Raw genomic sequence first — 14,670 nt, 5'->3', positions numbered from 1 at the left:
ATAAGCATTTTTAACTCAACTTAATATTGTTATCTATTGTTTTAGATTGTATAATAAAGAAAAAAGGAGTATTTGATATGAGAAAATTAAGATTAATCTTTTCTATATTAACCGTTGTGTTTGCTTCTCTAGGATTAGCAAAAATACTGTCTTACGATATATCACTTCCTTTGATGTTCGTATCTATGATATTAACGTTTTTAGTTTGGTCTAAGGAATGTTATGACAAAGGATCTAAAAGAGATAGCTATATCTTCTTAGGAGTAGCTATTTTCATAGCTGCAATAACTGCTTTTAATATAATTTCAACTCTATCTTCAAAGGATAAATCTACTGAAATTCCTAAAGGAAACCCTCAATTTATGGCAACTGTTTTAGGTTTTGAGGACAATTATATCTTAGTAGATCCATACAAAGGTGATGAAGCTATAAATTCAATGGATATGGCTTTCGTTTCTAAAGATGTAATTTCAAAGATTGATGTCCCAGATGTCAAAGAAGGAGATAAGATAAGTGTTGTATATAACGGAAGTATTGCAAAATCATATCCAGCAAAACTAGAAGGTGTTTTTGCAATCTATCCTATTGATAAAAATGGAGATACAATACGGTTATACTCTCAAGAGGAAATCAACTCAGCTATCGACGTTATAAAGAAAGAATTCGAAAAAGATTGGAAGGGCTGCACTCTTAAAGAAATCCACTATGCAGGAGATAAGGTATCTGAAGATCACCAAGAATTCACTGCTAGATACAATGCTGATGAGGTAATTGTGTTGGTATCGACTTTTGATGTTGATGAGTCTGGTGGAGATGGCTCTCTAAATCCTAATAGTACATACACTGATTGGAACTGGATTTTGGTTAGAAAAAATGGTGGAAAATGGAAACATGTAGACCATGGATATTAAAAAAGTATATAAAAAGGACAAGAGTATAACTGCTCTGTGCTCCAGGCTTCAGCGCCCCACCCTGTTAGAGTAACACATTTAGCAGTTGTGGGGCGCTTGCAGTATTGTCGCTTTTGAGCAGTTATACATCTTGTCCTCAGTTTATTTACTTGTTTGCACGACGTTCACGACTTGCTAATTTAAAGGCTTAAATATTCTTTTAAAGATAAAAGTTTGTTACTTGCATCTTCTCTACCTAAATCGTACATCTCTTGAATTTTATCCAAATCTTTTTCAATTCTCTTAATATCGACAAGTCTTGAAGGTCTTAGTACAAAAATCTTCTTTTCTCTTTCAAGTTCATTTACCCTTTCAAGCTCTTCATTGTACACCTTATATCTATTGTTTATTGTAGAAACCAAATTAGGATACTTGTGATAGAAAAGCTTAGGCATAAGTTCGTTTGATTTTTTCTTTCTATAATCTTCAGGTCTTGTAAGCACTACAATCACTCTATCGTAGCCCATGCTCATAATTTTATCTATTGGGATACTATCAGAAATTCCACCATCTAAATAGCTCTTACCCTTCACGCAAACTGGAGTTGATAAAAATGGCATAGAACCAGAAGCTCTTAAATATTCAATCTGATCCTCATCTCTAAAATCATCCAGCTTAATATACTCTGGCTTTCCAGTTTCGATATTTGTCACAGTTGCATAAAATTCCTCGTCGCTATTTTTATATGTATCAAAATCAACTGGATCTAATTCATTGACAAGCTTGTTAAAACAAAATTCCTTGTTCATAACATTTCCCGTAGTTATCCACGAATGAAATCCCATGTATTCCTTGCTTGTTGCATAATTTTTATTATATCTCAACACTCTACCATGCTGCTTTGATTTGTAGTTCATTCCAAACAATGCCCCAGCAGAAACACCTATTATCCCATCGATTTTTATGTTATTTTCCATAAACACATCAAGAACACCTGCAGTGTACAAACCACGCATCGCTCCACCTTCTAATAATAATCCTGTTTTCATACATCCACCCCCTAAAAACTATTCATGATTTTGAAATATACCACTCTTTTTAATATAAGTCAAATTTAATAACTAATTTATTCTTAATTCCATAAATATTCAAGAATTTTTTGAACAAATACTATATAATGTTAATACGTTTATATTTCTATTGCCAACTCTTTCATAGAAGAATCTCTTAAAGAGCTTGATTAATATTGTCTTCCTAATAAATAAAGTATTATAATATATAGAAATAACTGATTTATATAAACAAATGATTTATATAAATCAGTTTAATTTCATTTATTATACAAATTTAGGAGGAATAATTTTATGAAAAGATACTCAAAATATTTAGTAAGTGGTGTCGTATTTTTCGCAATACTATCTCTTGTCAGCTACTTCCTAAAACTAAACTGGAATATACAAATTCTTTTATTCGTAACTATTGTATATATAGTGTTTAGTTTTATAAGTGATGTCTTTATAGCAAAAAAATTCGCTAAAAACCCGGCTGCAGATGTTGAAAGCTTAAGCGAAGAAGAAACTGAAAAACTTCAAAACTTAATAGACAAAGGTGTTCTATTCTTACATGTACCTAAAAAGCCAATCGCTGAGCAGTGGGATAAACAGTTTGATGAGTTAGTTTCTGAAGAGGATAAAGAAAATAAAGAGGACTACTCTGACCAGTTCAAATGGCATTTATTCAGCTTTGAACTTCTTCCTGCTCTTACAGGTGACGAAGCCAGAGCAGCTTTTGATAAGGAAGAAAAACACGAGCTTTACCTATTCTTTGAATATGCAGATGAAGCTTACATAATTGGAAACGCAAACCTAATTACTGCAAAAGACATAGATGAATTATATGGAAAAAGCGAGTTAAATTCATCAGACTTCTATTTCTTTGATCCACTAAACAGTTGGACTTATGTAGTACCTCACGAAGAAGAACTTGGACCATACTTCTACAAGGCTAAATAATTTTAGATACTAAATTATAGCAAAAAGGTAATTCGCCTATTATAAATAAATTTTTCTTAGGAGGAATTTAATATGAAAATAGAAACAGTACTTGGAGATATCACAAAACAAACAGACGTAGAAGCAATCGTAAATGCAGCAAACAACAGCCTTCTAGGTGGTGGCGGTGTAGACGGGGCAATACATCGTGCAGCAGGACGAGAACTTCTAGCAGAATGTAGAACGCTAAACGGATGTGAAACAGGGGAAGCAAAAATAACATCCGCATACAAACTACCTTGCAAATACATAATTCACACAGTTGGACCAATATACAGAGGTGGGAACTCTGGTGAGCCACAACTTCTTGAAAATGCGTACAAAAACTCTATGAAAGTAGCGCTACAAAACAAAATTCGCACAATTGCATTTCCATCAATATCAACTGGAATATACAGCTATCCATTAGAACAAGCTGCAGAAATAGCAGTAAAAACAGTAAATGATTTCTATATGGAGCATCCAAACGAATTTGATTGCATAAGATTTGTACTATTTGATGAAAGAACAAAACAAGCTTATGACAACGCAATAGATAAAATAAAACATAAATAAATAGATATAAATAAACATAAAATATATAAACAGAATTGGAGAATAAACTATGAACAACAAACCATTACAAACGTCAGAATAAAATGATGGATGCCAAATGGATTTTTTCTAACGTCATCTCTTTTACTCGGAATTATATCAATTCGAACTCGACTATCTGCAGACGGCTCACAACTTTGAAATGTGTTACTCTAAAAGTGTGAGCCGTCGAAGCCAGGAGGTGAGAATGATATAATTTTGAGTAAAAAAAGAGATGCCATTAGAAAAATCCATTGGCATCCTCAATTATTCAAAGTGTCCCTGACAGGAATTGAACCTGCGACACCCGCTTTAGGAGAGCGGTGCTCTATCCTGCTGAGCTACAGAGACATATTTAAATCGTATATAACTAATAACATATTAAATATTATATCACTAAAAATATTACTTTTCAAAAAAATTTCCAACCCTTTCATTCATTTTCCAACATCAAAACTTCTACACAATTGAAAAAAACTATTATCTATGCTATCATTTAATTAGTTGAATTTTTAAAATAATTTAAAATCAAGCAGGGGAGCTTTTTCGGCTGAGAGTAGGTAAAACCTAGACCCTTAACCTGATTTGGATAATGCCAACGTAGGGAGAAGATAAGATATCAAACACGAGCCTTTGTTGGTTTCGTGTTTTTTTATTTTTAAAATCTCTCTCAATACTAAAAAGACTGGGGGAATTAAAATGTTAAAATCAACTATCGAAAATGTAAGAGAAATATCACCACTTATCCACAACATCACTAATTATGTTACTGTAAACGATGTTGCAAATATAATATTAGCTTGTGGTGCAAGCCCTATCATGGCTGACGATTCTGAGGAAGTTGAGGATATAACTTCTGTGTGTACTGCTTTAAACATCAATATCGGTACACTTAATAGAAACACAATCCCTTCTATGATATTAGCTGGTAAAAAAGCAAACGAATTAAATCATCCAACTGTGCTAGATCCTGTTGGTGTAGGTGCAAGTAATTTAAGAAATAAAACTGCTAAAGAATTACTTGAAAATGTGAAATTCTCTGTAATAAGAGGAAATGTTTCAGAAATAAAATTCTTAGCTACTGGTATCGGTGCTGGAAAAGGTGTCGACGCGGCTGTTGGCGATGCAGTTACTGAAGAAAATCTTGACTCTATGGTGAAATTTGCAAAATCATTTGCAAAAGAAACAGGTAGTATAATTGCAATAACTGGTGCTATAGACTTAGTTGCCGATGCTGAAAGATGCTTTGTAATCAGAAATGGTAGAGCTGAAATGGGAAAAATAACTGGAACTGGATGCCAACTTTCTGGACTAATTGCCTCATTTATCGCTGCAAATCAGGACAATATGCTTGAAGCAACTGCAGCTGCTGTAATAGATATGGGACTTTCTGGAGAAATTGGTTGGTCTAATATGGAAAAAACTGACGGAAACTCTACATACAGAAACAGAATAATTGATGCAATTTACAATATGGATGCTAAAACATTGGAAGAAGGTGCTAAATTTGAAAGCAAGTAATATAAATGGAAAAGATTTACAGTTATACGCTATAACTGACAGACATTGGCTAAACGGAAGAACTCTTGCTGAACAGGTAAGAGAATGTCTTGAAGGTGGAGCTACTATACTTCAAATAAGAGAAAAAAATCTTCCAGAAGATGAATTTTTAGAAGAAGCAAAGGAAATTCAGGCTCTTTGCAAAGAATTTAAAATACCATTTATCGTAAATGATAATATAAATATCGCAGCTGAAATAAAAGCTGACGGTGTTCATGTTGGACAGGAAGATATGGACGCTAAAAAAGTTAGAGATATGCTTGGAGAAAATGCAATTTTAGGTGTATCTGCATCTACAGTTGAGGAAGCTTTAAAAGCAGAAAGAGATGGAGCTGACTATCTTGGTGTTGGGTCAGTCTTCCCTACTTCTACTAAAGGAGATGCTGACAGCGTAACATTTGAAACATTAAAAGAAATATGTAAAACTGTATCAATCCCAGTAGTTGCAATAGGTGGAATAAATTCAGATAATTTATTAAAACTAAAAGGCAGTGGAATAGATGGTGTTTCTGTTATAAGTGCAATATTTGCAAGTGACGATATAACTGCTGCCACTAAAAAACTTAAAGAACTAACTGAAGAATTATAAATCTTATCTTTTTAAGGAGGAATGGTTATGAAAGTTGCTTTAACAATAGCAGGAAGTGATTGTAGCGGTGGTGCAGGCATTCAAGCTGATATTAAAACTATGACTACAAACGGCGTATTTGCAGAATCTGTAATCACAGCTTTAACTGCACAAAACACAACTGGAGTATTTGGAGTATTTGAATCCTCTCCAGAATTTGTCACTCAGCAATTAGATGCAGTATTCACAGACATTTACCCAGATGCTGTAAAAATAGGAATGGTATCCTCTGCTCCGATTATAAAAGCAATAGCAGAAGGATTAAAAAAATACGAAGCAAAAAATATTGTAATAGATCCAGTTATGGTATCTACAAGTGGCTCAAAACTACTTCAAGACGATGCAATTTCTACACTTGAGGAAGTTTTATTCCCTCTTGCAACGCTTCTTACACCAAACATATCAGAAGCTGAGATACTATCAAACATCAAAATCAATTCAGCAGATGATATGACGAAAGCTGCAGAAATAATCGGTAAAAAATACAATGCCGCAGTCCTTTTAAAAGGAGGTCACAGTATAAATGATGCAAACGACTTATTATACTCTGACGGAGAATTTAAATGGTTCAGCGGAAAAAGAATCGACAACCCAAACACTCATGGAACAGGCTGCACACTTTCTAGTGCAATAGCTGCAAACCTAGCAAAAGGAATGAATTTGGATGAATCTGTTGAATCTGCAAAGGCTTATATTTCTGGTGCTTTAGCTGCAATGCTAGACCTTGGAAAAGGTAGTGGACCAATGAATCACGCATTTGCAATTAACGGTAAATATTAGTATAATTATATTATGAATGGCTACTTTAAATCTTAAAAACAAACCACTTATACCTATTTTCTTTTAATATAAATAGAAACAAATCTTATTCTCTTTTTTGTGGAAAGTTTAAAAGTTTTTAGTAGCTATTTATTTTTACACACAAAAATTAAAAAAGATTAAAAGAAAGGAAAAAACAAAATGAAAAGATTTTTAAACTGTAACGCATCTGATTTTGAAAAAATGACAAAATCAGAACTTATCGAATCAATAGCAGCCAGTGAAGGAAGAATAGTAGTTTGCGAAACTATAGGTGCTGTTCCTCAGATGCTTGGCGATGTAACAAACGCAGAATTTGCTGCATCAATGGGAGCTGATATAATACTTCTAAACATATTTGATGTAAACAACCCTGTTATGCATGGACTTCCTGCTGATGTTAAACCAGAAGATTACATAAGAAAAATCAAAGAACTTACAGGTAGACCAGTTGGTTTAAACCTTGAACCACTTGAAGAAGGTGTTGCTAGTACTGTTGAAACTGATGAATGGGCTGGATTATCTTCAGGACGTGTAGGTACTTTAGAAAACGCTAAAAAAGCAGTTGAAATGGGTGCTGACTTCATAGTACTTACTGGAAACCCTGGTATAGGTGTTACAAATAAATCTATAACAGATACTCTAAAACTTTACAGAAAAGAACTTGGAGATAGCGTTGTTTTAATAGCTGGTAAAATGCACGCAGCTGGTATACTTGGTGAAGCTGGTGAAAAAATAATAACTAGAAACGATGTTAAAGAATTCTCTGAAGCAGGAGCAGATATTATACTAATGCCTGCACCGGGTTCAGTTCCTGGAATAACTATGGAATATATAAGAGGACTTGTTTCTTATGCACACGAGCTTGGAAAATTAACTCTTACTTCAATAGGTACTTCTCAGGAAGGTGCAGATGTTTCAACTATTAGAGAAATCGCACTTATGTGTAAAATGGCTGGAACAGATCTACACCACTTAGGAGATTCAGGATATATGGGAATGGCTCTTCCAGAAAATATACTTGAATACGGTAAAGTGATAAGAGGGGTAAGACATACTTATCATAGAATCGCGGCATCTATAAAAAGATAGATTTAATCTAGTTTAAACGATACATATAGAAAAAGGGACTAAAAAGTCCCTTTTTTCATGTATGATTATTTATTTTTCTTTGCTTCTAATTATAAAGTATCCAATTAATAACACAGCTCCAACTACTACCAATACTTTAGATAAAATATTTGATTCATTGTAGAAGAAGTACTCAGAGAATATATCTGGATTTACTATGTTTCCATTTTTGTCTAAGAAATCTTTTCCGTTGTATCCTAAGTATGATGTATTTGCTCTTTCGTCTTCAACCTTTAACTCTTTTTCATAAACTGTATCTGAATTTAATCCCTTAGAGCTTGTACTTGTATTTCCATCTTCCATATCGACAACGTATAATCTAAATGCTTTGATTGGACTATATTTTTCCTCATTCAATAATTTTTCTAATTCGTCTTTATACTCATCGACCTCTGTCATATCGTATTTTTTTGCTAAAATTATTATATCTATCTAATGAAGATGAAAGCTTTTTTATAACTTTGTTTAACTCATTTTGCATTTCTTCCCCACCGTCAAAATTTTCTATAGCTTTTTTACAAGCTTCCTCCTCGCTTAAGCCTTGATTAATATATTCTTGTGCTGATTCGACTAAGTGCGACCTCCTCTAAAAACTGATCCATTACTTTTTTAATAAACTGCCATTCTTCTTTTTTTATTTTTAAAAATTCACGTCCTTCATCTGTAATATGATAATACTTTCTCTTTCCACCTGAAGTATGCTCATCACTCCAATATGATTCAACGATATTCTTAGATTCTAGCCTTTCTTGAAAAATAAATTTAATATTAAAACTTAATCGTATATATAAAAAAATAGAGGAATACCCTCTTCCCCTATCCATACATAATAATTATATTTTCTTATCATTCGCTTAAAACCAATCATCTATACTTCTCCTACACAAAACAAGTTTACTAACTTAAAAAGAGTGGATTAAATCAAAACTTTCCGAAACTATTTATATGTTATAGTATTGAAGCTTATAGACAAAACGCCCTCGACAATCTGCAGACGCGTATTTTATTTACAACAAAACTCTTCCTTCAACACCCGTCGAAGCTGGAGAGTAGTTTGTCTATAAGTTCAATACTTCCCATATAACATAGAAACGGAAATTTTGATTTATCCACTCTTTATAAAGATAGCAAATTAATTAACATATACTCTTTTACTTTCTCTATAGCATAACATTCCTGCTATTACAAGTCCTGCCATTCCCACAACACCAGGAAGAACATGACTTATTGAATTCCCAGCTGCAACATTAACAAAAATAGAAGCTGGATTATATATATTTATAATATTCAACGATAAATTGAATAACACCGGACACCAAAGCGACTCTGTCTTATAAAGTAAATATGACTGAATAACTCCTACTGATGTACTCATAATTAAAAGCATCACTGCTCCATTTAACGGATTCTCCGCTACTTTCATATATAAAATCATAATTATCGGCAACTGCCATACTCCCCATAAAAATCCATTAAGTACAGCTGCCTTATCTGGTTTCATAATCTTGCACATTCTTGGAAGAAGATAACCTCTCCAAGCAAACTCTTCACAAAAACTCTGAATTATACCATAGATTGGGAAGATTATCGCTAAATTTGAAACCTCATATGTAACACTCTTCAAATATTCAAACATACTTGTATACTGAAGATTGTAAACTGTCACCATCCCCAATAATTTAACCCCTGAATGGAATATTATATAGTTTATAACTGCTCCAAAGTATATTATGAAAGGAGTAAAAAGTAATGTTTTTATGTAAGTCTTTTTATTCCTCTTGATGTTTATCTTCAAGAACATATTTCTAAGACCTTCTCTGCAAATCATTCTAGTTATCAATGCAGCCAACGCTGGTGAAAAGATCATATACAATAATAAATCCGGATTTCTATCTTGATAATACATAATTGAAAGAGCTATCATAAACATAAGTGCTATTCCGAAAAATACAGATATTTGTTTCTTTTCTACATTATTCATGAAAAAACCTCCCGTCTATCTGATTCGTTTTACTTAATTATAATATTAACACCCAATTATTAAATTAAATTGATATTATTTCTAAAGATTTATGAAATTTTAATCATAATCAATTTTTATTTTCTAAATATTTTATAAAAATTTTTAGATTTAAAATTTACATAAAAGTTAAAAGTAATCTCCTTACACTCACAACTATACTATATATTAATACATTTAAAGATAAATTTCAAATCTTTGATTTTATTTATATTTACAAAATCAAACGAATTTTAAACCGCTCTTCTATTCATCGCCATATTTTTCATGCTAACTATAGGATATGAAACATTGTATATAACAAATGCTTTTATTGGCACCATTAAAGCTGCTTTAAAAGCTCTTGTTGGTAATGTCGCCATAAATCCGTATCCGCTAAGTAGGTATATATTACCTGTGTTTAGAATTAATTCCACTAAATTAACTAAAATTGTACATATTATTATATTTCTCATAGCTTTTGGTTTATTGTAAAGGAATTTTCCGTAAAGTAGACCAACTAACGCTGTTGTAACTGTAAATCCTGGGAAGAAATCTCCTGTTATAAGTGTTACTCCTATTAAATCGGCTATTACAGCTATAATCATCGTATATTTAGGTCCGTATAATATCCCCGCTATTGTTAGTGGAACAAAGCTAAATCCTATCTTTATTATTGGAGTAGATATTGATAGGAATCTCGATAAAATTATCGTTATCGCAACTAAAAGCGACATCATAACTAAGTCTTTAGTCGTAATTTTATTCATTAAAAATAACCTCCTAAGTTTTCTTTTATTAAATTTTCTGTTTAAAAAACAAGAAGTCCCACAAAATTTGCAGGACTTCCTAATAAATGGTGTACCCGACGGGACTCGAACCCGCAGACCTTCAGAGTCGGAGTCTGACATTCTACCAATTGAACTACAGGCACATATTAATAAAATATACTTTTTAAGAAAAAGTATATTTCAAACACATATATTATGATAATTCATATCGCCTACTATGTCAATTATTTTTTACTCTTTTCTTTTCATATTACAATGTAAAAATTCTCAGTCATTTGAACAAATTTCCTTGATTTTCTGTCAAATAAAATGTATTCTATTTAATGGATAGATATTTTAAATTGGAAAAGGAGAGTGATGTGCAATGGATAGTTATCCGTTGCAAAGTATTAAAAATTTAAAACCTATCTGTTAACAGTATCTTAGTCGCAATAGTAGTTTGGCTTTGATTACTCGTTAGCCGATAGTACTACTATAATTAAAAACAAGGAGTGTGTTGCGATGATAAGATACTATAAAACTATCGATTCTAAGCTAGAAAAAATAAACGAGCCAGAAGAAGGATGCTGGATCAACCTTGTTGAGCCTAATCAGAGCGAGATACACGAGATATATGACCATACTGACATAGATATCGAAAGTATCAATGCTGCTCTGGATGAGGAGGAACGTTCAAGAATCGAAGTAAATGACAACCATACTCTTATCCTTATAGATATACCTATAGATGAGAGTGACTCACATAACTCGTTATACAGCACTATACCGCTTGGTATAATAATTACCGAAGATGTAATTCTTACAGTATGTAGTGAACAGACAAAGATTCTTAATGACTTTATTGTCGGTCATATAAAGGATTTCTACACTAATATGAAGTCTCGTTTTCTTCTTCAGATTTTGCACAAAAATGCATCTTACTACCTACACTATCTAAGAAGAATAAACAAGATGACTACTACTCTAGAAAAAGAAATATATGACTCAATGCAGAACAAGCAGCTTATTCAGTTACTAGAGCTTGAAAAATCTCTGGTTTACTTCTCTACTTCATTAAAATCTAATGAGTTAGTGCTTAATAAGATGCTTAAAACATCAAGTATTAAGAAGTATCACGACGACGACGATTTATTAGACGATGTTATTGTAGAAAACAGACAGGCTCTTGAAATGGCTACTATTTACGGAGATATACTTAGCCGAATCATGGACGCCTTCAGTGCGATAATCAGTAATAACCAGAACAATGTTATGCAGGTTCTTACAGTTATCACACTTATTGTTTCATTACCTACATTAATATCAGGGTTCTTTGGAATGAACGTCGGCGGAATTCCGCTTGCTGAAAACCCAAACGGTTTCTGGTTGATATCTTTTATATCAGTAATTGTATGTGTAATTATTACTATGTTAATGTCTAAAAATAAACTTTTATAGATTCTGTTTCGTAAGTGTTTTAAACTATTTAGAATGCTTATGAAACAGACTTTTAATTTTAAGGGAAATTTATAAAGGGGGTAAACTTAATATGAATTATATTTTATTGGTAGTCGGATTTGTTCTTCTTGTAAAGGGAGCCGACTATTTTGTTGAAGGGGCGTCGAGTATTGCAGAGTCGCTAAAAATCCCTTCACTTATAATAGGGCTTACAATAGTCGCTTTTGGTACTAGTGCACCAGAAGCTGCAGTAAGTATCACAGCTGCTTTAAGTGGACAAAATGGAATGGCTATGGGGAATGTAATTGGATCTAATATATTCAATCTTCTTATGGTCGTTGGTGTATCTGCCATGATAAAGCCATTAATGGTAGAAAAAAGCGTTAGAATTAAAGAGTTTCCATTTTTAATACTGATATCTGTGCTTACATTTGTAATAATTGGAGATCAGTTCTTTGGTGGAACTTCAGTAAACCAGCTTAGTAGAGGTGACGGTTTAGTTCTTCTAATGTTCTTCGCTATTTTCATGTATTCACTAATAATGTCAGCTCTAAACTCTAGAAATCAGGCTTTAGAAGCTCAAAAAGCCAATCCTAATGAAAAGATAACTGTAGAAATAGATGCTCCAGTTGAAACAATGCCTATTTCAAAGGCTATAATATTCTCAATAGGTGGGATAATAGCAATAGTTTTAGGTGGACAGGTTGTTGTAAATGCGGCTACTGGAATAGCAAAAAGCTTCGGTGTAAGTGACCAGCTTATAGGACTTACAATAGTTGCTATCGGTACTTCTCTACCAGAATTAGTTACATCTATAATAGCTGCTACTAAAGGTGAGAGTGATATCGCTTTAGGAAATGTAATAGGATCAAATATGTTTAATATATTATTTGTTCTAGGTGCATCTGCTGCTATTTCTCCAATAGCAATAGATCCTAAGTTGTTTGTAGATTGCTTGTTTATGATTGGTGTGACAGTACTTACTTATATATTTACTGTTGTCAGAAAAGATATAAACAGGGTTGAAGGAGCAATATTAACTGCTCTTTACGTAGGATACACAGCATATTTAATAATGAGTATATAAATAAAGAAGAGTATCTCTACTCTTCTCTTAAACGCCCCATATTGTTAGAGTAATACATTTAACAGTATGGGGCATTTTAATAATTTTTACTAATCATTATCTAAAGTCATTCCCCATTTTGCCAACTCTTTTAAAATTGGAATTAAAGACTTAGCTTTTTCAGAAACTTCATATTCAATTCGTATAGGAACTTCAACATACTCATATCTATTAATTAATCCATTTTCTTCTAACTCTTTTAAAGATTTTGCAAGCATTGTATTTGATATTCCCTTAATTTTTCTTTTTAATTCATTATATCTTGTTGAACCATTAGTATTTAATGAGCACAAGATTGCTAATTTCCATTTTCCTCCAATTACATCCATTGCCCTTTGTAATGGACATTTATCTAAACATGGACATGAATATTCTTTACTCATAAAAATCCTCCTAATCTGTTTTCTCTTACCTAGTACTAAAAAACTGCGTTATTGACAATTTTTTTATGCACTCTTAAAATAGTACCATACTCTAAATTAAGAGTAAATTCTTTTTTTTAATCTTATAGGGGGGAATATAAATGGTAGAAATTCTAACAGAAAAATGTATTGGTTGTGGTCAATGTGTAAAAGAGTGTTTTCCAAAATGTCTTTCAATAGTCGATGGAAAAGCATTTGCTAATGATATGTGTATTGATTGTGGACATTGCTATGCAGTCTGTCCAACAAATGCTATTAACTTACCTGAACAATCTGAAGAAGGTGTAATAGAATTTAATAATTCAAAACCAACTATTGACAGTGAACTTATGCTAAACTTTATCAAATCAAGAAGAAGTATTAGAAATTATAAAGATAAAAAAATTCCTACTCAGACAATGGAGCATATCTTACAGGCTGGTAGATTTACTCCTACTGGTGGAAATATCCAGGATGTTCATTATATATTTATTCAGGATAATCTTGAAACATTTAAAAAAATGGTTTGGGACGGTCTTAATACAATACTTACTGACCCAGAACGTGTCAATTCTATACAAGAACGTTATCGTATAATTTTACAAAACCTTTGGGAAGCATACTCTAATGGTATAGGTGAAGACAGACTATTCTTTAACTCACCTGCTCTACTTATTGTCAACTCTAACTCAGCATTAAATGGTGGTCTTGCTTCTTCAAACATAGAACTAATGGCAAATTCAGAAGGACTTGGTGTTCTATACAGTGGATTTATACAAATGGCATTAAGCATAAACCCTGCTGCTTGTGAATATCTAAACATCACTCCAGACCAAATAAAATCATGCATGCTAATTGGTTATCCTAATGTATCATATAGACGTACTGTACCAAGAAAACCTACATCTATACAATGGATGTAAAATAATATTTTCAAATATACTAAAATCTAAAAAATATTATTAAAGGATAAAAGATTATGGATTATATCATGGACAGAGAAAGTAATATTCCTTTTAGCTTACACGATAGCAGATATTATAATTGATGAAAACAAACTATCTTTAAAGATAAATCCGATATTTCAATATATCGATAATAAAGAAAAATGTCATAATGGAATAATTGAATTCACAAATATTGATAAAGATGCATGCGATATTATGATATTTAACACTCCTCGTATAATATATTTAAATTTAATTTTATTAATTTTCATTCCTATCTCATTTTCTATGTGAGATAATCTGATTAAAGATAGAGGTCGTAGTATCACTCCTTGGAA

General features: G+C 32.2%; 17 protein-coding genes, 2 tRNA genes and 1 riboswitch. Of the genes, 10 read left to right on the top strand and 9 right to left on the bottom strand.

From position 1 onward, the window contains the following. The first annotated feature begins 77 nt into the window (after positions 1-77). On the top strand, positions 78-911 hold the full coding sequence (locus tag ACK2WN_RS09185) for a hypothetical protein (RefSeq protein ID WP_416155401.1): 834 nt from the start codon (positions 78-80) through the stop codon (positions 909-911). Positions 912-1,090: 179 nt separating this feature from the next. On the opposite strand, the gene ACK2WN_RS09180 is transcribed toward ACK2WN_RS09185, so the two are convergent. Continuing rightward, positions 1,091-1,939: a patatin-like phospholipase family protein gene (locus tag ACK2WN_RS09180; RefSeq protein WP_416155400.1), complete on the bottom strand. Its 849-nt coding sequence runs from the start codon at positions 1,937-1,939 to the stop codon at positions 1,091-1,093. A gap of 315 nt (positions 1,940-2,254) precedes the next feature. On the opposite strand from ACK2WN_RS09180, the gene ACK2WN_RS09175 reads away from it, so the two are divergent. Continuing rightward, positions 2,255-2,902 (top strand): DUF4275 family protein, encoded by a 648-nt coding sequence (locus ACK2WN_RS09175; RefSeq protein ID WP_416155399.1) that lies wholly within the window; start codon positions 2,255-2,257, stop codon positions 2,900-2,902. Positions 2,903-2,974: 72 nt separating this feature from the next. Next, positions 2,975-3,496, top strand: coding sequence for an O-acetyl-ADP-ribose deacetylase (locus tag ACK2WN_RS09170; protein ID WP_300530670.1), 522 nt, complete (start codon positions 2,975-2,977; stop codon positions 3,494-3,496). Positions 3,497-3,791: 295 nt separating this feature from the next. Here ACK2WN_RS09170 and ACK2WN_RS09165 read toward each other — a convergent pair. Further along, positions 3,792-3,865 (bottom strand) — tRNA-Arg (locus ACK2WN_RS09165). 173 nt (positions 3,866-4,038) lie between these two features. Then, positions 4,039-4,138, top strand: a riboswitch (TPP riboswitch). Between the two features lie 75 nt (positions 4,139-4,213). Between ACK2WN_RS09165 and thiM the strand changes: the two genes are divergently transcribed. From thiM to ACK2WN_RS09145, 4 genes are all read left to right on the top strand, one after another. Next, entirely contained in the window at positions 4,214-5,035 is an 822-nt protein-coding gene (thiM, locus tag ACK2WN_RS09160) for a hydroxyethylthiazole kinase (RefSeq protein ID WP_416155398.1), read from the top strand. After that, on the top strand, positions 5,013-5,663 hold the full coding sequence (gene thiE, locus ACK2WN_RS09155) for a thiamine phosphate synthase (protein ID WP_416155397.1): 651 nt from the start codon (positions 5,013-5,015) through the stop codon (positions 5,661-5,663). The genes thiM and thiE overlap by 23 nt, the downstream gene beginning before the upstream one ends. Positions 5,664-5,690: 27 nt before the next feature. After that, positions 5,691-6,482: a bifunctional hydroxymethylpyrimidine kinase/phosphomethylpyrimidine kinase gene (gene thiD, locus ACK2WN_RS09150; RefSeq protein ID WP_300530661.1), complete on the top strand. Its 792-nt coding sequence runs from the start codon at positions 5,691-5,693 to the stop codon at positions 6,480-6,482. A 180-nt stretch (positions 6,483-6,662) separates the two neighbouring features. Continuing rightward, positions 6,663-7,592: a haloacid dehalogenase-like hydrolase gene (locus ACK2WN_RS09145; protein ID WP_416155396.1), complete on the top strand. Its 930-nt coding sequence runs from the start codon at positions 6,663-6,665 to the stop codon at positions 7,590-7,592. A 69-nt stretch (positions 7,593-7,661) separates the two neighbouring features. Here ACK2WN_RS09145 and ACK2WN_RS09140 read toward each other — a convergent pair whose 3' ends face one another. The 6 genes from ACK2WN_RS09140 to ACK2WN_RS09115 all read right to left on the bottom strand — a co-directional run bounded on the left by ACK2WN_RS09140 (position 7,662) and on the right by ACK2WN_RS09115 (position 10,564). Then, the gene (locus tag ACK2WN_RS09140) at positions 7,662-8,030 is read right to left on the bottom strand and encodes a hypothetical protein (protein ID WP_300530655.1); all 369 of its coding nucleotides are present in this window, start codon (positions 8,028-8,030) and stop codon (positions 7,662-7,664) included. Beyond that, positions 8,014-8,181, bottom strand: coding sequence for a hypothetical protein (locus ACK2WN_RS09135; RefSeq protein WP_300530682.1), 168 nt, complete (start codon positions 8,179-8,181; stop codon positions 8,014-8,016). The genes ACK2WN_RS09140 and ACK2WN_RS09135 overlap by 17 nt, the downstream gene beginning before the upstream one ends. Further along, the gene (locus tag ACK2WN_RS09130) at positions 8,177-8,455 is read right to left on the bottom strand and encodes a PadR family transcriptional regulator (protein WP_300530652.1); all 279 of its coding nucleotides are present in this window, start codon (positions 8,453-8,455) and stop codon (positions 8,177-8,179) included. The genes ACK2WN_RS09135 and ACK2WN_RS09130 overlap by 5 nt, the downstream gene beginning before the upstream one ends. Before the next feature lie 308 nt (positions 8,456-8,763). Continuing rightward, on the bottom strand, positions 8,764-9,612 hold the full coding sequence (locus ACK2WN_RS09125) for a CPBP family intramembrane glutamic endopeptidase (RefSeq protein ID WP_300530649.1): 849 nt from the start codon (positions 9,610-9,612) through the stop codon (positions 8,764-8,766). A gap of 272 nt (positions 9,613-9,884) precedes the next feature. Then, positions 9,885-10,400, bottom strand: a complete 516-nt coding sequence (locus ACK2WN_RS09120) for a folate family ECF transporter S component (protein WP_300530646.1) — start codon at positions 10,398-10,400, stop codon at positions 9,885-9,887. An 87-nt stretch (positions 10,401-10,487) separates the two neighbouring features. Continuing rightward, positions 10,488-10,564 (bottom strand) — tRNA-Arg (locus ACK2WN_RS09115). 358 nt (positions 10,565-10,922) lie between these two features. On the opposite strand from ACK2WN_RS09115, the gene ACK2WN_RS09110 reads away from it, so the two are divergent. Together ACK2WN_RS09110 and ACK2WN_RS09105 are read left to right on the top strand one after the other, a co-directional pair. Continuing rightward, on the top strand, positions 10,923-11,858 hold the full coding sequence (locus tag ACK2WN_RS09110; RefSeq protein WP_300530643.1) for a magnesium transporter CorA family protein: 936 nt from the start codon (positions 10,923-10,925) through the stop codon (positions 11,856-11,858). Between the two features lie 91 nt (positions 11,859-11,949). After that, a complete protein-coding gene (locus tag ACK2WN_RS09105) occupies positions 11,950-12,945 on the top strand; it encodes a calcium/sodium antiporter (RefSeq protein ID WP_300530640.1) in 996 nt (331 codons plus the stop codon). A gap of 89 nt (positions 12,946-13,034) precedes the next feature. Here the strand turns inward: ACK2WN_RS09105 and ACK2WN_RS09100 are convergent, their stop codons facing one another. Continuing rightward, entirely contained in the window at positions 13,035-13,367 is a 333-nt protein-coding gene (locus ACK2WN_RS09100; RefSeq protein WP_329982372.1) for a helix-turn-helix domain-containing protein, read from the bottom strand. Positions 13,368-13,507: 140 nt separating this feature from the next. Between ACK2WN_RS09100 and ACK2WN_RS09095 the strand changes: the two genes are divergently transcribed. Further along, positions 13,508-14,308, top strand: a complete 801-nt coding sequence (locus ACK2WN_RS09095) for a nitroreductase family protein (RefSeq protein WP_416155395.1) — start codon at positions 13,508-13,510, stop codon at positions 14,306-14,308. Positions 14,309-14,670: the final 362 nt, after the last annotated feature.

It is taken from the genome of Peptacetobacter sp. AB800, assembly GCF_047807365.1.
In the GTDB taxonomy this organism is placed as follows: domain Bacteria; phylum Bacillota; class Clostridia; order Peptostreptococcales; family Peptostreptococcaceae; genus Peptacetobacter.
The sequence above is the reverse complement of the archived record's forward strand: the minus strand, read 5'-3'. Positions and strand labels throughout refer to the sequence as shown.